The organism is Desulfomarina profundi (assembly GCF_019703855.1).
Taxonomy (GTDB): Bacteria; Desulfobacterota; Desulfobulbia; order Desulfobulbales; family Desulfocapsaceae; genus Desulfomarina; species Desulfomarina profundi.
Genome location: NZ_AP024086.1, coordinates 2,783,675 through 2,808,589 on the forward strand (window position 1 = coordinate 2,783,675; position 24,915 = coordinate 2,808,589).

19 protein-coding genes and 2 pseudogenes are annotated in these 24,915 nt (G+C 48.9%); 7 read left to right on the forward strand and 14 right to left on the reverse strand.

Features of this window, described 5'->3' with window-relative positions; genetic code table 11:
* Window positions 1-447: 447 nt before the first annotated feature.
* The 7 genes and pseudogenes from LO777_RS21090 to LO777_RS12875 all read right to left on the reverse strand — a co-directional run bounded on the left by LO777_RS21090 (window position 448) and on the right by LO777_RS12875 (window position 9,759).
* Window positions 448-1,313: pseudogene (locus LO777_RS21090) on the reverse strand (MlaA family lipoprotein).
* 31 nt (window positions 1,314-1,344) lie between these two features.
* On the reverse strand, window positions 1,345-3,981 hold the full coding sequence (locus LO777_RS12850) for a sigma 54-interacting transcriptional regulator (protein WP_228854291.1): 2,637 nt from the start codon (window positions 3,979-3,981) through the stop codon (window positions 1,345-1,347).
* A 51-nt stretch (window positions 3,982-4,032) separates the two neighbouring features.
* Window positions 4,033-4,926: a ribose-phosphate diphosphokinase gene (gene prs, locus LO777_RS12855; protein WP_228854292.1), complete on the reverse strand. Its 894-nt coding sequence runs from the start codon at window positions 4,924-4,926 to the stop codon at window positions 4,033-4,035.
* Between the two features lie 24 nt (window positions 4,927-4,950).
* Window positions 4,951-6,024, reverse strand: a complete 1,074-nt coding sequence (gene leuB, locus LO777_RS12860) for a 3-isopropylmalate dehydrogenase (RefSeq protein WP_228854293.1) — start codon at window positions 6,022-6,024, stop codon at window positions 4,951-4,953.
* A 78-nt stretch (window positions 6,025-6,102) separates the two neighbouring features.
* A complete protein-coding gene (gene rsmG / locus LO777_RS12865) occupies window positions 6,103-6,792 on the reverse strand; it encodes a 16S rRNA (guanine(527)-N(7))-methyltransferase RsmG (RefSeq protein ID WP_228854294.1) in 690 nt (229 codons plus the stop codon).
* Window positions 6,779-8,092 carry a histidinol dehydrogenase gene (gene hisD / locus LO777_RS12870; RefSeq protein WP_228854295.1) on the reverse strand — a complete coding sequence of 438 codons (1,314 nt, stop codon included), beginning with the start codon at window positions 8,090-8,092 and terminating at the stop codon, window positions 6,779-6,781. The genes rsmG and hisD overlap by 14 nt, the downstream gene beginning before the upstream one ends.
* Before the next feature lie 317 nt (window positions 8,093-8,409).
* Complete coding sequence (locus tag LO777_RS12875) at window positions 8,410-9,759, reverse strand: FAD-dependent oxidoreductase (RefSeq protein ID WP_228854296.1); 1,350 nt, start codon at window positions 9,757-9,759, stop codon at window positions 8,410-8,412.
* 383 nt (window positions 9,760-10,142) lie between these two features.
* Between LO777_RS12875 and LO777_RS12880 the strand changes: the two are divergent.
* From LO777_RS12880 to LO777_RS12910, 6 genes and pseudogenes are all read left to right on the forward strand, one after another.
* Window positions 10,143-11,209: pseudogene (locus LO777_RS12880) on the forward strand (radical SAM protein).
* 48 nt (window positions 11,210-11,257) lie between these two features.
* Window positions 11,258-12,277 (forward strand): uroporphyrinogen decarboxylase, encoded by a 1,020-nt coding sequence (gene hemE / locus LO777_RS12890; protein ID WP_228854299.1) that lies wholly within the window; start codon window positions 11,258-11,260, stop codon window positions 12,275-12,277.
* A complete protein-coding gene (locus tag LO777_RS12895; protein ID WP_228854300.1) occupies window positions 12,278-12,871 on the forward strand; it encodes an HD domain-containing protein in 594 nt (197 codons plus the stop codon).
* A gap of 60 nt (window positions 12,872-12,931) precedes the next feature.
* A complete protein-coding gene (locus LO777_RS12900) occupies window positions 12,932-13,396 on the forward strand; it encodes a Fur family transcriptional regulator (RefSeq protein WP_228854301.1) in 465 nt (154 codons plus the stop codon).
* Window positions 13,397-13,495: 99 nt separating this feature from the next.
* Complete coding sequence (rbr, locus tag LO777_RS12905) at window positions 13,496-14,020, forward strand: rubrerythrin (protein WP_228854302.1); 525 nt, start codon at window positions 13,496-13,498, stop codon at window positions 14,018-14,020.
* 101 nt (window positions 14,021-14,121) lie between these two features.
* A complete protein-coding gene (locus LO777_RS12910) occupies window positions 14,122-15,606 on the forward strand; it encodes a catalase (RefSeq protein WP_228854303.1) in 1,485 nt (494 codons plus the stop codon).
* Between the two features lie 52 nt (window positions 15,607-15,658).
* Here LO777_RS12910 and LO777_RS12915 read toward each other — a convergent pair whose 3' ends face one another.
* The 4 genes from LO777_RS12915 to LO777_RS12930 all read right to left on the reverse strand — a co-directional run bounded on the left by LO777_RS12915 (window position 15,659) and on the right by LO777_RS12930 (window position 20,584).
* On the reverse strand, window positions 15,659-16,315 hold the full coding sequence (locus LO777_RS12915; RefSeq protein WP_228854304.1) for a hypothetical protein: 657 nt from the start codon (window positions 16,313-16,315) through the stop codon (window positions 15,659-15,661).
* A 41-nt stretch (window positions 16,316-16,356) separates the two neighbouring features.
* The gene (locus LO777_RS12920; RefSeq protein ID WP_228854305.1) at window positions 16,357-17,295 is read right to left on the reverse strand and encodes an autotransporter outer membrane beta-barrel domain-containing protein; all 939 of its coding nucleotides are present in this window, start codon (window positions 17,293-17,295) and stop codon (window positions 16,357-16,359) included.
* Between the two features lie 585 nt (window positions 17,296-17,880).
* Entirely contained in the window at window positions 17,881-19,977 is a 2,097-nt protein-coding gene (locus LO777_RS12925; protein ID WP_228854306.1) for a caspase family protein, read from the reverse strand.
* Between the two features lie 211 nt (window positions 19,978-20,188).
* Window positions 20,189-20,584, reverse strand: a complete 396-nt coding sequence (locus LO777_RS12930; RefSeq protein ID WP_228854307.1) for a hypothetical protein — start codon at window positions 20,582-20,584, stop codon at window positions 20,189-20,191.
* A gap of 301 nt (window positions 20,585-20,885) precedes the next feature.
* Here LO777_RS12930 and LO777_RS12935 point away from each other — a divergent pair, with 301 nt between their 5' ends.
* Window positions 20,886-21,290, forward strand: coding sequence for a hypothetical protein (locus LO777_RS12935; protein ID WP_228854308.1), 405 nt, complete (start codon window positions 20,886-20,888; stop codon window positions 21,288-21,290).
* A 118-nt stretch (window positions 21,291-21,408) separates the two neighbouring features.
* Here the strand turns inward: LO777_RS12935 and LO777_RS12940 are convergent, their stop codons facing one another.
* The 3 genes from LO777_RS12940 to LO777_RS12950 are packed head-to-tail and all read right to left on the reverse strand — an operon-like array spanning window position 21,409 to window position 24,781.
* Window positions 21,409-23,031 carry a biotin/lipoyl-containing protein gene (locus tag LO777_RS12940; protein ID WP_228854309.1) on the reverse strand — a complete coding sequence of 541 codons (1,623 nt, stop codon included), beginning with the start codon at window positions 23,029-23,031 and terminating at the stop codon, window positions 21,409-21,411.
* A 35-nt stretch (window positions 23,032-23,066) separates the two neighbouring features.
* Entirely contained in the window at window positions 23,067-23,312 is a 246-nt protein-coding gene (locus LO777_RS12945; protein ID WP_228854310.1) for a hypothetical protein, read from the reverse strand.
* 26 nt (window positions 23,313-23,338) lie between these two features.
* Window positions 23,339-24,781 (reverse strand): acetyl-CoA carboxylase biotin carboxylase subunit, encoded by a 1,443-nt coding sequence (locus LO777_RS12950; protein WP_228854311.1) that lies wholly within the window; start codon window positions 24,779-24,781, stop codon window positions 23,339-23,341.
* Window positions 24,782-24,915: the final 134 nt, after the last annotated feature.

The window sequence follows — 24,915 nt, forward strand, 5'->3', positions numbered from 1 at the left end:
GCGTTAAAATCAAATTGTTGTCGACAATCCTCTTTCCTAGTAGCTACCACAAAACCATGAAATAAGTCTAGAAATAATGTCTGGCCCAGTATTATCTTCCTTCGGATACCTCTAACCTCGGGCAACTTTGAACCTGATATCGGCTGAACGGTTGAGAAATGCGGGCTAATTTACCCGGTTAAATCGAATCGCAAAGATTGTAATTTAAATCACAATTACGTAACACAAAACTCACTGTTGTAAGGCCATATTTAGAGAATTTCTTTTTCCCGGAACGAAACCATATAATACGCTGAAATAACAGATAATTAATAAAAAATAAAACCGAAACGAAAATGGCATCAAGATTGCTACAAGAAAGAGAAAAGAAACATGCCCCCCAAATCGGACGGAACTTACGCAGGTTGTATTTTCTGTCCGATTTTTTTTGCCCTTTTCAAACACCAGTTATTTTTGACCGATAAGAGCCCTGCGATACTCATAAAATGCTTCCCTGGAAGCAATATAGGGATCAAAGGAGAAACGCCGCAGATCTTCATACAGATTGGGATGAAGAGATAACTTATTGACTCTGGTTGTACTGTAATAGGCAAAATCAAGATATCGGTTTTCATGGAAATAGGGTACCGGATGACTGTAGATATCCACGACAAATCCAACCGTATCCCTGCTGTTTGACGGTCCGAAAATCGGCCAGCAGAAATAAATTCCTTCCCCCACTCCCCATTTTCCAAGCGTCTGACCGAAATCCGCTTTTTTAAACACCATATCAAACTCCTGGTCAGCCACATCCCCGAAACCGTATACACCGAGAGTGGAATTAATGACAAACCGGCCGAGAACCCTTCCGGCACCCTCAAAATCCCCTGCAGCAATGTGTTCAACAACCGTATGGGACTACTCATATTACGAAAGAAATTACCGATACAGACACGAAGTTCTTCGGGCAGCACCCAGGAGTAACCATCGGAAACCGGTTTAAGAACCCAGTCATACAACTTGTCATTGAATTCAAAAAATACCCTGTTCATCGGCTCCAGGGGATCACTTATTTCAAAATCTTCCCGGTCACCGAATTCATCAAATTCATCATCGTCAACAAACTCATCAGCCAGCAGATCCGGTACATTGTTATCTTCCGCCGCACAGGCAACAGTCGTTTGTAAAGGTGAATAAGCCAGAACAGTAAATATCAGGAAAATTCTAAAAATAAAAATCATCGCCATCCTTTTTCTCATTGAGGTCCGCTTTATCATTTTTTCCATGAGCTCCACTCTACTCCACAATTCTGACAATCTTCCTACAAAGACCATATTTTCTCATTTTACAGCTGTAAATCCGGGTTCAAACCATAAACACAAACAGTCCTGCAATTATAATAAGAAACGAAAACGGAATAACAAGGGCCTTGGAACTGAGAGGGTCCCCGGCAAGCGCCCGCTCAATCACTCTGTATGTGGCATACAGGGATGCAAAAAAACCACCCATCACAGTCAAAGTTTTCAAGACAGCCGTACTGTCCTGACTGAGCAGACGGATATGTTCATAACTGAAAGGCAGCCCGAGCCACTCCTGAACATTGGGCAGAATACGCCCGGCACCACTAACAAAAAACTCAAGGTGAACGGCCAGATACCCACCAAGAATCATGGGAATAAAGCCATAGCCGAAAAGTGGCAGCAGCAGTTTCTTATCCATTTTGGCATAAAGACATTGCAGGCTGACCATCAGGTAATACCCTGACTGAAAGATAAAGATACAGAAAAAAAAGATAAGAGACGCAGCAAAAAAATCAGGCACCCCGAGGCCGACTGCAGAAAAAACGGAGACCAGCCACTCTGTCAGGCGCGAAAACTCATCTTTCAGGGCAAATGGAAAAAAAATGGCGGTCATGGAAACAACAAGAAAACTGTCGGCGTTCCGGGGTGTGGCAAGGGCCCACAACTCTTCGGGAGCTAGTCGGATATTCAGTTGAATTGAGCTGTTATCACAGTTCTTTATACACTTGGCACACATGATACAGTCCCGATTGTTATCGACCAGGTATGGATGGCGGAACATGGGACAGCCGGGAACAAATGAGTCACCGGCAAAACAGGAATGATCCTTACAGCGGTTCAGACAGACATGGCGGTTTGCGCGGAGCTCGACAATGGATGGCATGGAAAAAATCGCGTTCACAGCCCCCAGAGGACAGAGATAACGGCACCACGTCCTTCTCGAATAAAGCACACTGGAAACCAGGGAACCGATGGTTATGATCAGAATAATGCCACCGGTGAGATAAGGACTGTTGTATGCATCCCAGACAATTTCCACCCAGAAGACAACAATACAGAGCAGGGCCATTATCCAGCCGGAGTATTTTTTTATAAAAAGAGGTGTTTTTCGGCCTGGCCTGAGCAGGTTCTGAAGAATTGTTCCGGGAACAGCCAGGGTACAGACACTGCACCAGGTTCTGGCCAGAAAAAAGAAAGAAAAAAACATGAGTGGCCAGCCAATGTACCAACCCAGGGTCAGACCGGCATTGGACTCAGGATTCTTCGGTCCGAAAAAGAGCGTCAAAACAGTTACCAGGAGGAAAAAGCCGACTATAACCTGGGGTACCCTGGGAAAGACAGTGCTGCGAAAGAATTTCCCGACCCATGACACACGCAGGAGATTATACTCCCACTTCCCTTCAGTCTTGGGCAGACCAAGAAGAATCTGCTCCGGCAGGATTTCGTCCCTTTTGGCCAGCATCACTGCCCGACGTATGACACTCGACAGCTCGGTCAGGTTCCCGGGCCAGTCATAGTTCATAAGAATACCGAGTGTTTCCGGGCTTACTTTTGTAATTTTCTTACCGTATTCCTTGCTGTACTTCCCGAGATAAAATGAAATAAGTCGCGGAAGATCCTCCTTGTGCTGACGCAGGGGTGGAACTTCAAAGTTCTGTTTTTCAAGGAGATCCAGCATGCGGGGAATGAACTTCTCCGTACTGCTCAGAAAATACAGGGGATGGTTCGAAAGAAAAACAACCCTGGACTGCATTGCCAGCAGACGGTCGGTATCCATATGGGTATAGGTACTGCTTTCAATCGCCTTGAGCAATCGTTCCTGCAACCCGCTCTCCATGAGATGGGCATGGGTAAAAACCAGAGTACCACCTGAGGTCTGCTCGAGAATGCCTGCCCGACGGGCCCTTGCAAAGGGATAACCGCTCTGCTCAGTGCCGAACAGTTTTCTCTCCAGGCGCGGAGATTCAAATTCCCGCAGGTCAATCTCCCTGAACGGACCATCGGCCCTCGCCGACTGGAGATGAATCTCCCTGGCAATAATTGACTTGCCGGTTCCGGTTTCCCCCACCAGAAGGTACGGTGCATCGTTTGCAGCGAAGCGGTCGATCACCTCCTGGGTCTTTCTAGCTGTCCGGGATTGTTTAATCTCTTCATTTTTCCTGTCAATCAATCGACGGAGACGGGTAGCAGAAAACGATTTGTCCTTGAAAAGAATAACATCATCCGCACCCGAATCAACACCACCACCACGTTCTTCCCCCGCGGTATCCATCTGATCACGAAAGGCCACCCGCAGCCGTTCCGCCAGGAGAGCGTCAAGCCGGTTGTGGATTCCCGGGTTTGCCAGGAGAGACAGCTTGAAATAGCGCTTGTCAAAACAGATTACAACCAGATCGCACAACGCCCGTACCCCCACCGAGCGTGGTTTACCAGTGAGAATACCGGTTTCGCCGAAATGTCCACCTGGACCTATCCGACCAACGATACGGCCGACACCATCGTCACGGGTAAGCACAAGCTCAGCTTCACCAACAGCTATCACATGGAAAATATCGCTGGTGTCACCCTCCCTGTACACATACTGTCCCTGGGAAAAAAACTGCACCCGGGCCAGTTCCGCATAGGCCGCAAGTTCATGCTCCCCGATGTTCTGAAAGAGAACAGAGCGCTGCAGATTTTTGACGATATCCTCTCGTTTCATGACGATTTCATTGATTCATCACTGCAGGTTATATCTGCAGATAAGTCTCAATCACATCAGCCAGCAGGGGGCCACCGAATAGACATCCAGGATGTCATTGCTTTCCCTCCCGGGGAAGGTATCGGAACCGATCACCTTTGAGATGGGACTGGCCCTGAACTTTTCCAAGGATTTACCGGCCATAATCAAGTGAGTGGCAAGGGCCACCACATCCGCAGCCCCGGCTTCCAGACAGCGCTCAGCCGTCTGGATAATAGATCCGCCGGTACGAATCATATCATCACAGATTATGGCCGTCTTCCCCTTGACTACATTGGAAACCTGGCTGACAATGGTTTTGTCCGTATCGTACCGGTCCTTGTCCGCCGCCGTGTGAGGGCAGTTCAGAAAGCTCGCCAGGCGGGCCACCCGCTTGGAAAAGCCGTAATCAGGGGATACAAGCACGTAGTCCCTGAGACCGCTTGCCTGGATTTTTTTCACCACCAGGTTGTCGGTCCAGATATGTTTGGCCCTGATCTCCCCGGCATGGGCATGGAGAACCGCCTCAGAATGAAGGTCAACGAAGGCGACGAAGTTGGGTCGGGCCCGGAAAATCTGTCTGGTCCTGGTTACACCCTTGGGGATCTCATTGGACCCCGGCTTGGCCCGTTCCATGGTGGAATATCCAAGGTACGGAATAATCACATTGATGGAAGCGGCATTCCAGTAGCGTCCTCCGGATATGAGATCCAACAACTCCTGATGGGAACTGTCGTTATGGGTTGCTCCCAAAATGATCAGATCTTTTCCGGAAACAGGTTCAGGAAAAGCATGGTAGACCTCGCCGTCGGCAAACACTTTTCGCTCCATTTCCGTAAACCGGATCCACAATCTTTCCGCTAGCTTATTAGCCAGATCCGTGGAAGCCTGATTTGCCACAAGGACAATATTTTCCTTCACCGTCATTTTAATTTCTCCAAATGCCGCATGCTACAGAGCCGCCACTATAGCATCTCCCATTTCTCCGGTGCTCACGGTGGAAGACTTGTCCACCGCGATATCCACAGTACAGATACCCTTTTCAAGTGTTGTCTCCACCGCCTTGTCAATGGCATCCGCAGCCTCACCCTGACCAAGACTGTAACGAAGCATCATGGCCGCGGAAAGAATCTCCGCAATGGGATTGGCAATTCCTCTCCCTGCAATATCCGGAGCAGAGCCTCCCGCTGGCTCGTAGAGGCCGAATTTTTCAGTATTCAGGGAAGCGGAGGCCAGCAGCCCCATGGAACCCGTGAGCATGGCAGCCTCATCGGAAATAATATCACCGAACATATTACCGCACAGCATTACATCAAACTGGTGAGGATCGCGAACCAGCTGCATGGTGGCATTATCCACATAAATATGGTTCAGGGCCACATCCGGGTATTCGGCTGCAACCTCAATCACAACCTCCCGCCAGAGCACCATGGTGGTCAGTACATTGGCCTTGTCTACACTGGTCACCTTGCCTTTTCTCTTCCGTGCCGCCTCGAAAGCCATTCTGGCAATACGCTGGATCTCCGAACGGCTGTATCCCATGGTGTCAAAGGCCCGTTCATCCGGCCCAGCCCCCTCCCGTCCCTTGGGAGTGCCGAAATAGATGCCGGAAGTCAATTCACGGACACAGAGGATATCAAACCCCTCACCCACGATATCGGGCCTTAACGGGCATGCGGCGGTAAGAGACGGGAAGACCCTGGCTGGACGATAATTGCAGAACAGGTCAAAATGCTTTCTGAGCGGCAGAAGCGCTGCCCTCTCCGGCTGCTGCTCGGGCGGCAGACTTTCCCATTTTGGACCACCAACGGAACCAAAAAGTACGGCATCACTGTTTTCACAGATACGGAGAGTAGATGGAGGCAGGGCTTGACCATGATTGTCAATGGCAATTCCTCCCACATCAGCATACTCATAGGCCAGATCAAAGGAGAACTTCTTCTGAACGGCACCAAGTACCTTGATTGCCTCATCCATCACCTCCGGGCCAATACCGTCTCCCGGTAACACCGCAACTTTTTTCATTATTTTCACCTTTTTGAACTGCTGTTTTTCTGTAACTGATCACAGGGCAAGCAAGTTTATTAGATCAATCATCGTATTTTAAACATCTTTCTCTCCCGCCGAACCCGCAACAGTTGTATACACCAGAAATGCCCGCTCGGCACCGGAAAACGGCAGTGTTATTTCAACATTTTTCCTGAGGTTATATAATTTCTTCATTTTTCCACTAACAAGAGCAACCTCTTCCCGCCACCTGGGACCTTTCATGCAGATAATCTTTGCACCACCGGCAGAAAATCGCTGCACCATCCTCAGAAACATATCAATATCGGATACGGCTCTGGAGGTGATATCGGTAAAGTCATGGTTTTCCCCCAACCTCTGTTCATCCTCAATGCGACAATCAAAAATGGAAACGGACTGCAACCCGAGAACACGGACAATATGATGGAGAAAAAACACCCGTTTTTTTCGTGGCTCCACAAGGGTCAGATCGATATCCGGTCTTACCGCTTTACAGACAAGACCCGGAAAACCGGCACCGGTACCCACGTCAAGCAAACGGCACTTCTCTGATTCGAGCAGGGGCAGAAGGGCCAGGGAATCGAGGAAATGATTTTCGATAATCTGTTCATCACTACTGGTTCGGGATATAAGATTAACTTTACTGCTCCACTTCCGCAACTCATCAAAATAGAGCTCCAGCCTTTTACAACCATCACGGTCAACGTCCAGATCCAGGAGAACCAGACCCTCCTGCAACCGATCTCTGAAGCTACTTCCCATCATTTAACCTGGCAGTAACAGAGGCCCCGTGGGCCGTCAGCCCTTCAAGTTCAGCCAACCTGCGGATATGATCACCATCCGTCTTGAGAGCTGCCTGTGAATAACTGATGATGGAACTTTTCTTCAAAAAGGTTTCCACCCCGAGAGCTGAGGCAAACCTGGCAGTGCCCATGGTGGGCAGGACATGATTCGGTCCGGCTAAATAATCCCCTGCAGCCTCCGGTGTATGATGGCCGAGAAAAATTGCCCCGGCGTGACGGACATGGGGAACCTGGGCCCACGGATCGGCAATCATCAGTTCAAGATGCTCGATGGCAATGCTGTTCGCGATGTCAATGGCCTCCTCCAGACTGTCGACAACCAGCATGACCCCCCTGTCCCGAAGAGCTTTTTCGGCTATCTCCCGTCGGGACAGCGCAGGCAGTTGACGGTCAAGTTCTGCCAGGACTTCGCTGCAGAACGTTTTTTCCGTAGTGATCAATATTGCCAGGGCCAGAGGATCGTGCTCCGCCTGGGCCAGCATATCCGCTGCGGCCGCTGCCGGATCAGCACTATCGTCAGCCACGATCAACACCTCGGATGGCCCGGCAATCATATCAATACGAACCATACCGGAAACCTGTCGTTTCGCCTCCGTGACATACTGGTTACCGGGACCGACAATAACATCCACCCCCGGGATAGTCTCAGTGCCATAGGCCAGAGCGGCAATAGCCCAGGCGGACCCGGCCTTGTAAACCTCGACGATACCCACTTCCTGGGCGGCAACGAGCAGATATGGATTTATACTGCCGTCGGCTGCTGGCGGTGTCACCATGACCCGCCTGTTTACCCCCGCAATGGCCGCCGGAATACCATTCATAAGAACAGATGAAACAAGAGGAGTGGAGCCACTCTGCCCACCGGGAACATACAATCCGGCAGAATCCACAGGCCTCACAAGTCTGCCAACAATGGTTCCGTCCTCTCTGGTCTGCAGCCAGGAATCTTCCATCTCCCGCTCATGAAAACTCTCGATCCTGTCAATGGCCACAGAAAGCGTTTCCTGAAATTCCGGCGTTACCTTATCGTAGGCCTCCTGCAACTCCAGGAAATCGACCTGCAAGCCCGAAACAGTCAGTTCGGGGGCATCATATCGGCGTCCATAATCGACCACCGCTTTATCTTTTTTTTCTCGAACCGCCTGTAATATCTCTTCCACTACCTGCTGACAGGAAGTGTCGGCAGCCTGGAAACGATCGAGCAGATCCGCAACCACACCTTCACCGGCAGAAGTTGCAAGATCAACTGGTGTAATAAGCATAATTTTCCTTTTTTCTGATCACATTGAATCGTAACTGATCACAGGGCAAGCAACTCACCCTGATTTTCGGACTGAATCCATAAACTTCAGGGTACCTTGAAAAATTAAAAAGCACAGCATATTGAGCATATGTGAGCATTTTTCATTTTTCTGTGACGCAGAGATCGGACGAAAAAGCAATTTTTCAAGGTGGCCTTCAGCCAGACAAGAATATCAAGCTTACCATATGAAGACAACAGAAAATGGAAAAGAAGAAAAATGGACTCTGGACACTGCCCGGGGAAGTATCCAGAGTTGAAGAAATGAAAATGCGGAACTCAACCAATACGTTTTCTGGCAATACTCTCCGCTGCTTTTATAAGAGGATAGGCTGTCGGTGGGGCTGTCAGCAGGGGATGGGTTCCTATCTGTGAAGTCAGCACCGCGTCAACCGTCATTCTGTTCTGAATTATGAACCCGATAAGATTGGTGAGCTCACCAACGGATGACCCTCCATAGACCTCACCCCCGAGAATAATGCCGGAATCAACAGAGGCGATCAGTTTGACAATCTGTACATGGGTGTCCGGCAAACTTCCCGGATGACGGTCAATCCCCTCGAACAGGCCGGTCACAACCTCAAACCCTCTCTCATTGGCCAGGTTTTCCGTCACACCGGCTGCACCAAAAGCTTCATCACCAATGGCCGTACAGAAGATGGACAGTGTCCCGGTAAAGGAACGAACTGTCGACAGTTTGTAGAGATTCATCCCGGCAATTCTTGCTTCAGCACAGGAAGTGGAAGCAAGCATGGTCCGCTTTGGAGTCCTGGTAATGAAACTGAACTTTTCGGCACAGTCTCCCACGGCAAAGATATCGGGGTTTTCCGTGCGCATATATTCATTCACCCGGATAAAACCCAGGTCATTCACGCCAAGTCCCGCGTTTTTCGCCAGTTCAGAATTTGGCTGATAACCAACAGAAAGAATAACGGCATCAGCATCCAGTGTTTCTCCGTCATCGAGCAGCACGGCCGAGACTTTTCCGTCTCCCACTATTTTCTGTACCTTTCTGCCACTGACTATTTTAACACCCCTTTTCCGCAAAGCCTCCTCTGCCTTCATGGCCAGTTCTTCATCAAAGGCCAGGCTCAGCACATGGGGAAGCAGTTCAACGATGGTTACATCCTTGCCGGCCTTGACAAGCTCATCCGCCATTTCCACACCGATGAAGCCACCACCTATCACAACCACTTTATTACACGATTCAAATTCAATCGACTGGTTATCGAGATACTCCTTGTTCTTGGGAATAAAAAAGACATTTTCCAAATCCGTACCCGGCAGCCACCCAGGCTGTACCGGTGTGGAACCCGTTGCCAGCACAAGTTTTTCAAACTGCAGAACAGAGCCATCGGCCAGACTGCACGTTTTTTTCTCCTGATCAATGGAGACAGCTTCCCCGACAACCAGATCAACCCCGGCACCGCTCAGAACCTGATCCGGGACTACGTTTTTCTCACTCCCGCCGAGAGTACCGAACATATACGGGATCCCGCAGGGAACAAGAACCTTTTCCTCTTTTCGGATCAACATCACTTTCCTGTCCGGATAAAAACTCCTTGCCGTTGTTGCTGCAACAATACCCGCAGCACTCCCACCGATTACCAGCACATCAATCTGTTTCATCGCCTTCTTTCCTGTAAATAAATTTTGTATATTTTCATCCTGTTACAAATACCACAACAGGTCATGCCGTAAATATTTCAGCCAGAAAACTCCAGCCGTGGCTATAGTAATCATTAATTATTTTTGTGCATATGATTATTTATCATTTTTCTGTTCTTTTCTGAAGACCACTGAAAATGACATTCATCTTTCTTTTAAAAGAATTCATGGTTAAACTGTAGTGCATTGCAGTTTAAACAATTTTGATATTCCTGAATCTGCAAGCGGATACCTATAGGACGGCAAGGATTTATTAGTGCCTTACTCCTGAATTTCTGTCATAAAAAACAAGATCATTGCGCATTCAGGATGTTTAGCAGAATTTTCAGTGAGGAGCAGATTTAATGGATTTTGAACCGAAATGGATTGCCTGGGAAATAACACGGCGCTGTAATCTCAAATGTGTACATTGCCGTTCTTCATCAGAACTGGAGGCACGAGAACACCCGGATTTCACCTTTGATGAGGCAAAGGCAATCATGGATTCCATTGGTTCCTATGCCAGCCCCGTCCTCGTTCTGTCCGGGGGGGAACCGCTGCTGCGTGAAGATGTTTTTGAAATAGCCGAATACGGGGGAGCCAAAGGGTTTCGCATGTGCCTTGCCACCAACGGCACCCTTGTCACCGATGAGATCTGCCAGAAAATCAAGGATGTGGATATCAAGATGGTCTCTTTAAGCCTGGACGGGGCAAAGGCGGAAACCCACGACAATTTTCGCAATCAGAAAGGGGCTTTTGACGGCACCATGAATGCCATTGCCCTCTTTAAAAAATATAATATTCCCTTTCTTATCAACTCTTCCTTTACCATCCGTAACAGAAAGGAGGTTCCCGAAATATATCAACTCGTCAAAAAACTGGGAGCCACCGCCTGGTATATGTTCATGATTGTCCCCACGGGCCGGGGGAAGATATCATGGAGGAACTTATCCCGGAAGAAATTTACGATGAGATGCTGGAATGGCACTATGAAATGGAAAAAAACGAGGATGAAATCCTTATGCGCCCCACCTGCGCTCCCCACTACTATCGTATCGTCCGCCAGAAGGCCAAAGAAGGAGGAGAGCAGTTCAAACGCCGGAACCTGAAGTTCTCCACCGGGGGATCCAAAGGGTGCCTGGCGGGACAGCTTATCTGCCTGATTGATGTGGACGGAGAGGTACTGCCCTGCTCCTATTTCCCGAAATCAGCCGGTAATGTCAAGAAGACACCGTTTAAAACTATCTGGGAAGAATCTGAACTTTTTCTTCAACTCCGGGATTTTAAAGGGTATAAAGATAACTGTGGTCAGTGCGAATATGTCAACGTCTGCGGGGGTTGCCGGGCCAGGTCCTATGCCATGACCGGAGATTTTCTTGCCCAGGAGCCTTTCTGTAGCTATATTCCCGGAAAACTGAGAAAAAAAACCTGAAACAGTTTCAGGGCACCAATAACAACTATCATTTAAAAACTGGACACTATGAACGACACTTTTCTAAAGGCGTGCCGTGGCGAAAAAACCGACTATACACCCATCTGGATGATGCGGCAGGCAGGCCGCTACCTGCCGGAATATCAGAAAGTCCGTGGGAATGTCACCTTTCTTGAACTGTGCAAATCTCCTGAGCTCTGTGTTGAGGTCACCCTGCAGCCCATTGATATCCTCAATATGGATGCAGCCATTCTCTTTTCGGATATCCTGATCCTCATGGAGGCCATGGGAGCGACCCTGGAATTCCACGAGGGCCGGGGCCCGGTTTTCCCAAAAACCTATCGAAACCGACAGGAAATAGAGAAGCTCATCCTCCCCGATCCCGACGAAGCCACTGGTTTTGTCATGGAAACCATTCGCCTGCTCAGGGGAGAATTGAAGGTTCCCCTGATCGGTTTTGCAGGCGCACCTTTTACCTGTGCCACGTACCTTATTGAAGGGGGTTCCTCCAAAGTATTCTGGGAAACAAAAAAAATGATGTTCACCCGGCCCGATGATTTTCATCTGCTGATGGAAAAAATCACCGATGCCACCGTCCTCTATCTCCAGGCTCAGGCCAGGGCCGGGGCACAGGCGCTGCAGATCTTTGATTCCTGGGCCGGGATCCTCGCCCCCTGCGATTTTGCCGTCTTTGCTCTGCCTTATGTTCAGAAGATCATACAGGAATTGCAGCAGTTTGATATACCCATCATCTATTTCGCCAACAATGGAGCAACTCTTCTTGATCTTTCAGTCAGCTCAGGGGCCGATGTTATCGGTCTTGACTGGCGAATCAACATTGGTGACGCCATCCGCCGGGTCGGTAGGAAAGCTGTCCAGGGAAATATCGATCCCTTTGCTCTGCTGCTGCCGAAGCAGGAACTGAAAGCGCGTATTGCCAGGCTGCTGGACGACGCAAAAAACGCCCATGGCCATATCTTCAACCTGGGTCACGGTATCCACCAGTTTACTCCACCGGAGCAGGCAAAACTGGCCGTTGATCTTGTCCATGAACTGAGCAGCAGGTAGATGAACATTCCTGTTCCATCCGTTGGCCAGTGCCTTGAGTTCATGGAACGCTACCGGATGCTTGACAATATCCGTGCCCATTCCCTCCAGGTGGCAAAAGTGGCCCTGGTATTGACGGATGGGCTTCGTGAAGCCGGTAGAGCACTCCCCCTGCCTGAAAAAGATATTGTCCTTGCCGGAGCACTGCTCCATGACATTGCAAAGACGCGGTGCTTGAAAAGAAAATGCCGTCACGACCTTGAGGGAGAGGCAATCTGTACCGAACTGGGGTATCGCGAAATTGGCCGTATTGTCAGGGAACATGTCATTCTCGAAAATTTTTCGGTAGAGCACTATTTAAAAGGTATCTTTCAGCCCCGGGAAATCGTTTACTACGCCGACAAAAGAGTGCGCCATGATGAGATCGTTTCCCTGAACAGTCGCCTGGCCTATATTATCGAACGCTACGGCAACGGAGATCCCGAAAGAGAAAAATACATCCGCAGAAATTTCAACCAGTGCCGGGAACTTGAACACTACCTCTTTGTCTTCCTTGACTTCACTCCCAATGGGGTTGAAAAACGTGTGCGAAAAAGAGATTTTGACTTTTTCTGAGAATTATAATTGACAAGAGAGATATAAGGTTTATTCTTAAACAAGAATTAATCTTAATTAATGGCAAAAGAAATGGATATGTCCATAACTTCCGACGGACAATTTGATCATCTGAAACGGATCTGCAATGAAGCGGGGATCAAGCTGACTCACCAGCGTCTAGAAATTTTCAAGGAAATGGTGGCCGCCAAAGATCACCCCTCCGCGGAAGCGATTCACAGACGTCTGCAAAAGAAACTGCCGACCATCGCCCTGGACACGGTCTACCGGACCCTGACCACTTTTGATGAACTCGGTATCCTCAGGAAACTGAGATTGACAGGTGAACGCACACTTTTTGATGCCAACCTGGATCGACATCACCATTTTTTCTGCACCCGCTGCAAAAAAATTGAGGATGTCTACTGGCCTGAATTTGACAATTCATCCCTTCCGGAAGGGATTGGTTCCATCGGCAAAATCAGAGCCCGCCATCTGGAGCTCCATGGCTTGTGCAAAAAATGTCTGGCAGAAGGTAATGAGTGAAAAGGGTGATTTTTTTTTGCCCTATTTATAAGATTGATTCTTATTTAGTTTGAAAAATAAAATAATATTAATTCGTATTAAATTACAGAGGAGAACACCATGAGTAAAACAGTTGAAAACCTCAAAGCCGCCTTTGCTGGAGAATCCCAGGCAAGAAATATGTACACCTTCTTCGCCAAGGTGGCCCGAAAGGAAGGTTATCATTATATTGCAAAAATTTTTGAAGAAAGCGCAGCCAACGAAGAACAGCATGCCAAAGATCATTTCAAACTGCTCAATGGAATAGGAGATACAATTGCCAATCTGCAGGAGGCCATTAATGGTGAAAATTACGAGACTACGGAAATGTACCCGACCTTCGCAAAAGAAGCAGAGGAAGAAGGAAACAGTGAGGCTGCCAGTCTCTTCAGGCAGATAGCCAGGATTGAGGCCCACCATCGCGACCGCTACCAGCAATGCCTGGACATGGTAAAAGCAGGCACTGTATTCAAAAGGGATGAACCAATCCGATGGAAATGCTCAAAGTGCGGTTTTACCTTCGATGGCCAGGAAGCCCCACCAAAATGCCCATCATGCAAGCACGCCAGGGATTACTTTGAACCGGCCAATATGGATATTCCATAGCCTGCAACAGCAAACCTGCCTGAATCAATGACGTCAGATTGGAATATTGTCAGAACAGTTTGATTCCCTCATGGATTCAACAACTATTCAAGGAGAAACAAATGGGCACCAACAAAGAACACAAGAAAAATGAAAACAAAAAACTTACAACTAACGGTGGCGCACCAGTCGCCGATAACCAGAATGTGATGACTGCGGGGCCCCGTGGCCCTCAACTTCTGCAAGATGTCTGGTTTCTCGAGAAGCTGGCTCACTTTGACCGGGAGGTGATCCCCGAGAGGAGAATGCATGCCAAAGGCTCAGGAGCGTATGGTGTTTTTACCGTCACTCACGATATTACCCGCTACACAAAAGCTGCGATTTTCTCGAAAATCGGCAAAAAAACAGAACTTTTTGCCCGTTTTTCAACTGTTGCCGGTGAACGGGGAGCAGCAGACGCAGAACGCGATATCAGAGGCTTTGCCCTTAAATTTTATACGGAACAAGGCAACTGGGACCTGGTGGGAAATAATACACCTGTCTTCTTCCTGCGGGACCCTTTGAAATTCCCCGACCTCAACCATGCGGTGAAACGTGATCCCCGCACCAACATGCGCAGTGCGAAAAACAACTGGGATTTCTGGACTCTGCTGCCCGAGGCCCTGCACCAGATCACCATCACCATGAGTGACAGGGGCATTCCTTATTCCTATCGCCATATGCACGGTTTCGGCAGCCATACCTTCAGTTTTATAAACGGAAAAAATGAAAGGTTCTGGGTGAAATTTCATTTTGTCAGCCAGCAGGGAATTAAAAACCTTACCGACGACGAAGCGGAAGCGCTCATCGGCAGAGACAGGGAGAGCCACCAGCAGGACCTATATGACAATATCGACATGGGTAATTTCCCGAAATGGAAGCTCTTTGTACAAATCATGCCCGAAAAAGAGGCAGCCACCTGTCCTTACAACCCCTTTGACCTGACCAAGGTCTGGCTGAAAAAGGACTATCCACTGATCGAAGTGGGAGTTCTGGAACTCAACCGCAACCCGGAAAACTATTTTGCCGAGGTGGAACAATCCGCCTTCAATCCAGCCAATGTGGTCCCGGGAATTGGTTTTTCCCCGGACAAGATGCTCCAGGGCCGCCTCTTTTCCTATGGTGATGCCCAGCGATACCGACTGGGTGTCAATCACCACCTGATTCCGGTGAACGCACCCCGCTGCCCATTTCACAGCTACCACCGTGATGGTGCCATGCGGGTAGACGGGAACCACGGCAGCAGACCCGGATATGAACCAAACAGTCATGACGAATGGCAACAGCAACCGGATTTCGCGGAGCCTCCCCTTGGTCTGGATGGCCCAGCAGGTCACTGGGACCACAGGGAAGATGATGATTATTTCACCCAGCCTGGTCTTCTTTTCAGACTGATGAGTCCTGAACAACAGCAGGTTCTCTTTGAAAACACGGCCCGAGCCATGGGAGATATCCCGGAATCGATCAAGATCCGGCACATTAAAAACTGTCTCCAGGCGGATCCCGCCTATGGAAAGGGGGTCGCGGATGCGCTATCCATTTCCCTGGATGGACTGACCTTGGGTTAGTATGAATCCTGTAATCAGCAGGTTCGCAGTGCAGCCGGTGCCCCGACTTCCATCACAGGTCACCGGCTGTCTTCTCATACCACCAGTTCTGCAAACGCTTATTGAACCGGCCCGAGGTTTCTTCATCAAAGACCGTATGTTCCTGGAGCAGTACTTTTTTTTCACTATGGATAAAACTCCTGAGCTTGGAAAACAGTTTCTGCCTGGCTTCATGCTCAGTAACTCCACAATACTCCATTTGCTTCATTTCACGATCTGCTCTCTCTGCCAGCCTGGAGGCACCGCGAACCATCAGAGCAAAATGAATCTGTTCATGCTGAAGCACATAAGCGAAATGTTTACGCTCCAGTTGCGGGTTCCACCAGGAATTTTCAGGAAACATGACAGCATCAAATCGCAGGGAAATTATCTCACCGCAATGCTGTCGCCCACTGCTGTTCTCGGCAGGATATATTCTGAATTGAGAGTTGACCGACGAACGGATAGAAAGAGCCGAATAGGCGTTAATCCGGCCCTTTTCATGAACCAGCCTGGCTGGAAGTTCTTTTGCTCTGAAGTCCGCGCGTGTCAGCTTCCGATACAGAATAAAGGGACCGGATGAAAGCTCATCGGCCCCCGTACTGATATATGGTGTCGCGAACTCCGGAAGCCGGGTGCATTCTGCAGTGAAACAGCAAAGCAACAGCAGGACTGTACATCTTCCCCTCATCCCGGCCCCCAGGTTTGTGAATGTATAAAACCATATCACAATTAAAACTCGAACCTCACCCCGGCGGAAACCATATGCAGACTTATATCATCAAGTGCAAGAATTGTGGAATAATCAATAAAAGCCTGAATTCCTCCCGGAAAGACTGCCGACAACCCGGTGCCGAAATTAATAAAATCACGATCAGGATCATCCGTTGGAATGACAATTCTGTTCAATGAATCATAGGCACTGTCGACAACCGCAAAGCGGGCATTGATATTACGCGAATCGTTTTCATATTCATGTTCCCAGTCCACACGAACATACGGAGTCAGGACAGCTTTTGATGTGTTAATGGCCCGAACCAGATGTACTCCAAGATTTGTTGCCAGGGACTTGATGTCCTGATCATCCACCTGGAGAACAAGACCGAAGCCAGGTGCGGTACTGCTCCCCCTGAGACTTTCAGTATAACCGTCGATTGAGGAATCAAGGTACTTGACCTGACCAAATGGGGTAACGCTGAATCCGCCATAAGTGAGGGTATACCCCGTACCGAGACTGACAGTAAAATCATCGGCATCGGTATTTCCATCAAAAACATGGTTGACTGTTGTCGTGCCACCGGTTTTTGCGGCAACATTATACCGCATATTTCTGACCGTGTCATAATCACTGGTCGCGTACCCGGCAATGAAATCCAGGTAGAACTCTTTTAAATAGTATGTTCCGTACACGGAAACCCCGAAAGCGTCCTGCTCCACATCTCCTCTGCCATTGTCAATTGTGGAATCGGTCACCCCGTAACTGAGAGCAACCCCCATCACCAGGGCATCATTTATACGGTAATCAACGCCGGAAACAAGGCTCCAGGAATCGAAATCAAATCCGGGTTCTCTGGAAGTTGCATCCTTATCCCCGGTTCCGTATGCGGCCGTAAGGAAAACTCCCCACTTCCCATAATCAATGACCTGGCTGAATCCACCATCCAGAGCCATAAACGTACTTTCTGAAAAATTCCCGGACCGGGTCTGATCATTTGCAACAAAGCTTTTCTCCACTCTTTCAGGCCCCTGCCATTGACAGGGTATGAAGGAGTAAGGGATGCCACGGAAACAGTCGAACGAGACCGAACCGTAGCCAGCCTTCCGGTCAGGGCAACACCCTGCGCCCCTGACAATTCAACCGTTGATGTGGACATGGATGATGTCTCATCACTGGTCATGGTATTCAGACCTGTCAGCTGATCTCCGGTCAGATCAGAAAAACTCTGCCCGGGGGCGAGTTTCAACTCGCCACAGCGAAAAAAAACATCCTGTTGAGCCGGTGTCAGGGCCGCTGGATTGGCAGTGAAAACCTTTTTCAGAGCCGGACACAGTTTTTCCACTGTCTGTGACATTTCCTCCGTGGGAGTCGCAGCATAGATGCTGGTGGAAGCCAGCGCCTGCAGCAGAACCGCAAAAGTGACCGGCCTGGTGAATGTTGATACATGAAGAACCATATTACCTCCTTGTTTCGGGAATAGTTTTCAAACAAGACCTCTGCCCGACTGGACGATCATAGAGTCGACTGAGCCTCAGAAATCAGCCTTTACTGTCTTTCGGAATAAAAAGGAAATCTCCCAACTCATGCCCGGCCCTGTTCAGGCCTGCATATTGTGGGACCTGGTCGTGCCCCATCCGGCTTGATACTTCCACAACTTTTTCAGTAACAGCCCGATGCAAATCAATTCCCAGCAATATTTTATCGTTATCACGCAGGGTTTCGAGAAGGGCCCTGGCAAACACGGAATGTTTACCGCCACCACCATCCAGAACCGGTTTGGTTTCTCCCGAACTGATAACAACCCTCGACTTATAGCTCGCCAGTTTCTTCAACCATTTACGATAGGATTCCTTCGATCTGCCGGCATCCAGACGGGTCAGGCTGGCCCTTGTCATAATTCCGGAATAACAGGCATCGGCAATAATCATGATCTGCTTGGCCGACATCAGGTTCATTATTCCGGTCACTCTGTCCGTCGGCAACCAGTTGACATCGTCGTCAAGATCAGCATCAACCGGCAGCCAGAACCCTTGCGTGTTTCTTTCCTCCAGAGTGCCGTGGCCGGCGTAATAGATGAGAAAATTATCCTTTTCAGTCAATTTTTTACGAAAGTCATTCAACGTGGAGAGGATTGCATGCCTGTCGGCATTCAGCAGTACGGTCACCGTAAAACCATACTGCTCCCGGAGCAGGCGACCAACTTCAGTGGCATCAGCCACCGCCGTTTTCAATGGCGGCAATCCCCTGTATTTATTATTGCCAATCACCAGAGCAAAATATCTGCCAAAGGCAATGGATGAGAGGTCATCGCCCTTCCCTCCACTGGCAAGAGATGCTCCTTCAGCAGAACGGTACTGCAGTGAGAACAGCGCCTTGTCTCTTCTGCCGTTTTCATCAACAGCAACAACCTCAACCTTCACCTTTCCCTTTCTCATGGGGAAAATCGCCCTGAAAAGACCATCCTCCTCAACAGGAGTAGGGCTGCCGTTTATTTTCAATTCCCTGAGCCCGGCGGGAGACCAGACCTTACCGGTAATTGTCCGCTTTTCCTCCTTCCTGTTTACCGGAGCTATCACAATTCCTCTGGTTCGCAGCAGTTCCGGATTAAGAATTTCAATACGTGGTCCAGGGAGATCAGCAAGTTTACGGTTCAGTGCGGCAAGATTTGTTTCAAAGGTTTTCGACCTGTTACGATACTCTTTTATTTCAGAAGAGAGAGCCCGGGCAACTTCTTCCTGACGGGTCAGTTCATTTTCCTTTTCCTGCAGACTCCGTTCGAGTTCGGCAAACCGTGCCTGAAGCTCTCCTTCCGCTGCACTGTTCCGGGCGACCGTGGAGGCCTTGAGCTGTTTTCTGACTCTCTCCAGCTCATCCTGGCGCCGGGCAACTTCCTGCTGATATTTTTTGATTTCGGCGGAACGTTGTTCCAGGTCCTGTCGGCTGGCCAGAATTTTCTCTTCAGCCTCAGTCATCTCCTTTCTGACCCGCTGCAGCTCCAACAGCTGAGCGCTGTTTTTCTCCTTGAGTTCAACAAGTTCAGCCCGCTCCTCACTGCTCAACTGTTCTCTCTGGACAATATCACCGACATTAACCCCGGAAGCCCTGCTGTACCAGGAAACAGCCCTGTCCATATTTTTTGAAACACCAAGACCATGTTCGTAGAGATAACCAAGGTTAATCTGGGCCCTCTTGTATCCCTTCTCTGCAGCCCGTTCAAACCATTTTGCAGCTAGATCATATCTTGGTTTTTCAGGCGGAGATTTCATATAAATCTCACCCACATATGTCTGGGCCTGGGGATCACCTGTTTCCGCTTCCACTATCCAGACAGCCAGGGCTGATTTATAATTGGCCCTGTCATACACAACATATTCACCACCACGAATTTCACAGTCACCCGCGGTTGTTTTCAACGGGCGCCGCGGACCGGCATAAATCATACTGCCAAGTTTTCTGACCTGGCCGGGAAGCAGACAATCTACTTCCATAAATACATCAGGATCTGTGGAAGGAAGAGAAATGACCGGGGTAGAAGTATCGGCTGAAGAAAAAGATCCGCTCTCTCTGCAGCCGAAAAGAGAACCCGACAGAAAAAGTAATACTGCCGAAAGAAATAGATAACGCGTTGCCCTCATTACATGCCCCCATGTTCATTTTTCGACATCTTCAAGAAACAACTGCAGCTCTTGACTGACAGGAAGAAACACTGCTGTTTCTGAAATGACGACCAGACAGAGTACCACTCTGTGATACTTTAGTAATAATACCTGTTCGCAAAAAAGCAATGAACAAAGGGGGTACAGCAAACAAAACCGGAATGACAATTATTTCTGGTTCGGATGATTGTCATCCGCAACCGCAGTCACAGCCTCCTCCGCAGCCACCGCTGGCAACCGCCCTGGCTATGGACTGGACAAGTTCACGATTATCGGCTGCAGCAATCTCTTCCACCCTGAATTCAAAAAAGAGGGGACACTGCTTTTGTGTGAGGCCCAGGCTGGTAAACAAATCTCCCCGCAGGTGGCCGAAAGTTTCATGCAATTCGCCAGCCGAAACAGAAAATACCACAGATTCTCCGACTTTTTTGTTGAACAGACGGGATTCAAAAGTGCAGAGGCCCTCGCTTCCCGCACCAAAAATAAACTCAAATAAAAGCGGCTGGGAAACGAGATCATATTTGTCTTCCCCACTACCTGCCCGAACGGAAACCTTTACCTTCATCATATTTTCTATACTTGCCATGTCTGGCCTCCTTGATATTGCAATATGTTTTCGTGACTGAAATCATCTAATGAATTATGATAATGCAGGATAGGATAAGTACAAGAATTACCCTGAATCCATCCCAGGAGGCTGTCCAGGAATGGTCTTTCGCCCAAACTCTTCAGATTTGTCAAAAAAATATCCTCGGAATATCAACTATATGCCTGTGGTATTTTTTTGACAAATCTTCGGTTTTGAACGAAATGCCTATTCTCGGACAAGCTCCTGGATAAACCTGTTGATTTAATCGAACAATCAACAAGCCCATAAAAAAGGAACAATGGACAAGAACAGGAAACAGGACAGATTCAACAAGGCAGGACTGGGAAAAACCGGCTATCGTCCCTTCTGGGTTCTCAATCTTTCCATTGGCATCAGAGCGGCACATCAGGTTGGAGCCGCCATTTTTCTGGCAGATTATCTCATCAACAGGGAATGGACCCCTCCTCCATTCTATCTTGGCCTGGTTATTCTCAGCGGTGCCGCCCTGGTTTTCACGGAAGCCATGCGACACAGACAACTGTACAGGGAAGTCTCGGGGATCTGTACTATTATCAAACTGCTGCTGCTCGGCGCAGCCTTCCACGGTATCCTGCCGGCAAAGGGAGCTGTGCTGACCGCCTTTATCCTGGCTTCCATCAGCTCCCATGCCCCGAAAATGTTCAGACACCGGCTGCTGTTCTGACCCGTATTTCTCAACAGTCCATGCAGCACCAGGTACACTGTTTTCGAAATTCAAGCTTTTTCCGGACAGGCCCTTGCAAACATTGTGTTTATGGAAAATGCGGGGTCAGACTGAAAAATTACTCATCCTGGTCAATTTTTATAATCCGGTCACCCGGCTTCAAGGCATCGCCCTTTCTGGCAAAAATTGATGTTACTATTCCACTCATTTCACACAGAATCGGCGTCTGCATCTTCATGGCCTCCATAATGGCGATACGATCTCCCATCAGCACTTCCTGGCCTTCATCCACCGATATTTCCACAATATTTCCGGCAAACGGAGAACGCATATCCCCCAGTTTGGCAAGATCAAGGATCTCTTCCTTGGTGAGAACCGGTTCACCTTTTTCTGAAGTTGCAACATCGGGTTTAAACTCAAAAATATGCTGATGATGGTCAACAGCCAGATAGACTGTGGTTTCCCCTGTATCTGTAACAGGAGAGGGACCAACCTCGATCATATGCTCCTTGCCCTGGTGATCCCGAAAGGCCAGTTTGTCTCCGACATCGAACCCTCCCCGGTGGAAAAAAATCGCAGGCGGCAGTACATAAACCCTGCCATATTTTTCTTCAAATTTAAAAAATTCCACCGCATCATTGGGATGTTGAAGATAGAGAATAAGCTGTTGATCGGTGGGTTCAACCCCTAGATGTTCGGCCAGAGCATACCGCTCATGGGCAAGATCTATGTTTTCAATGTCTTCCACACCGCCCTCTTCCTCAAGGACTTTTTTCCAATCGTCCCCCAGTACTTTTTCGTAAATCCACTCCTCCGGCTGGTAAAAGGGAAACGGGCCATATTTCCCGAGAAGCAGGTTGCGGAGGTCTCCTGACGGGTTGCCGTAGCGCTCCCCGCCAAGCACATTGGAAACTGCCGTCGTCCAGAGAATCTGTGATCCCGGTGTTACTGACCAGTAGTTGCCCAGCTCTTTCTGCACCCTGGGCAGCTCCTTATGGAGGATGTCCGGCATCTTGTCGAGAAAACCGCCTTTTGACGCCTGCTCCAGGCTCGATCCCATGGCACCGCCCGGCAGTTTATGAATCTGGACCGTGGGCTGAAACCCCTTGATCTGAGACTCGAACTGCTCATAATACTGACGCTGATCACGAATAACTTCCGATGTTTCAATCACCGCTTCCTCGTCAAGCCCGATGGGCACATGACCGAATTCGTTCAGGGCCTGAACCACACTGAGGATTGGCGGAGGACCGTAGTAACCGGTAAAGGCGAAATCGGCCGCATCAATAATGGTTGCACCGTTTTTCACTGCCTCAGTGATCCTGCCCACGTCGTTACCATCAGTGTTGTGCCCATGATAATGAATTGGAATGTCAGGATATTTCTGTTTGAGCGCATCCACCAGCCGTCCGATCCTCGTGGGAGTGCCGAGACCGCCATGATTTTTTATACAGAGGACGATGTCTTCCCCCGTCACATCAATTATTTCTCCCGCCTTGCCCACATAAAACTCATCGGTATGCTCCGGCCCCGTGGAAAAGCAAATACACGGTTCATTCAACTTGCCCGCCTTGCCCACCTCCTCGAACACGGCTATCATATTCGGCACATGATTCATAAAGTCAAAAGTTCGCCACACATCCACATATTTGGCAAATTCTTTTACCGTAAAACGGATCACGTTCTGTGGATAGGGTCGATAACCAAAGAGATTCACGCCCCTGCAAAGGGTCTGAAACATGGTATTCGGCATTGCCGCCCGGAGTTTTTTCAGTTTCAGAAAAGGGTCCACCTGTTTTCGCAGAATATCAACATGAATTGATGCCCCCCGGTGATCTCCAGTGAAAAATAGCCAGCCCGCTCTCTGGCTGGAGCTGCAAGCAGGTCCGTATGCAGCAGGATCCTGTTCTTGAAATCGGACTGGGACAGATCCCTTGCCGTATTTGTTATATAGTAGCCTTCAGCGTCTCTCAGCGTTTTGACAATATCGCCCGCCGCAGTACCCTGGTTAATTCTTGTCATGTTTCTTTCCTGTATAAAAATAATCTTCAAACCGCATAGGGGTTTTCTTTATAATAGTGGATCTCTGAAATCAGCTTGGCTAATTTGGCCACTTCACTGGCATCATCCTCATACACAAACAGATGGGGATGGGTATCAAGATACGAAGTGTCAAAATTACCTGAGAGAAAATCCTTTTCCCTGGCAATATTTTCATAGAACGGAATTGTGGTTTTTGGCCCTCTGATGGCAAAATTCTGCAGACATCGTCTCAACCTGCCAACGGTCTCCTCCCAGGTGAAACCATGCACCGTCAGCTTGACCAGCAGGGAATCATACACCTCGGGAATAATATAGCCCTGGTAAACAAAACCATCGAGGCGCACACCGAAACCACCTGTTGAGCGATAGACTTCCACAACCTTTCCTCCCTCGGGGAGAAAATCGTTTTTCGGATCTTCGGCATTGATCCGCACTTCAATGGCGTGGCCTCTCGTTTTGACATCATCCTGAGTAAAAGAAAGTGGCTGTCCAAAGGCCAGATTGATCTGGTTGCGGACAATATCAATACCGGTAATCATCTCCGTCACCGTATGCTCAACCTGAACACGGGTGTTGATTTCCATGAAATAGTAGTTGTAATCACTGTCAATGAGAAATTCGACGGTTCCCGCATTAAAATAATTGGCTGCCTTTGCAGCCCTGACAGCGGTTTCACAGATCTCATCCAGCAGACCCTTGTTCTCGATCATGGACGGGGCTATTTCCACAAGTTTCTGATTCCTTCGTTGAATTGAGCAATCTCGGGTTCCCAGGTGCAGAGTCTTGCCAAAACTGTCTGCCAGAATCTGCACTTCCACATGTTTCGGATTAAGAACCACCTTTTCAAGGTAAACGGAATCGTCATTAAAAGCGGCCAGCGCTTCTGAGCGGGCAACAGGAATCTGTTCCACCATCTCCTCGCTGTTTTCAATACGTCGAATCCCGCGTCCGCCGCCACCCGAGGTGGCCTTCAGCATCACCGGGTAGCCGTATTTTTCACCAAATGTCAGCGCCTCGTCAATACCCTCCTGTCCCTGGGAAAGATTGGGTGTTCCCGGAACCATGGGAATGCCGGCATCGGCCATGATTTTCCTGGCGATAACCTTGTTTCCGAGATTGGTTATTATCTCGGAAGACGGGCCGATAAAGGTAATTCCCGCCTCCTCGCATCCCTTGGCAAAAAACGGATTCTCAGCCAGAAAACCGTACCCGGGGTGAATTGCACTGGCCCCGGATGCCTTTGCCGCCTGGATCACTTTAGCAATATTGAGATAGTCACAACGTGGTCCATCCCCCAGCAGAATTGCTTCATCCGCTATTCTGATATGTCGAGACATTTCATCGGGCGCCTCATAAACAGCCACGGCATCATGGCCCAGTTCCTGAATTGCCCGGATCAATCGGATCGCAATTTCCCCACGGTTTGCTACTAAAATTTTCTTTTTCAATGGAACTCCTTACATATAAAAAATAACAATAAATAAACATTCAACCGGAGACAGTTGCTCAGAACAGGCAACCTCTTTTACCAAGCCCATTCTAATCAGTTTCCCTGAACAAATCAATCAATCAAATTATACTT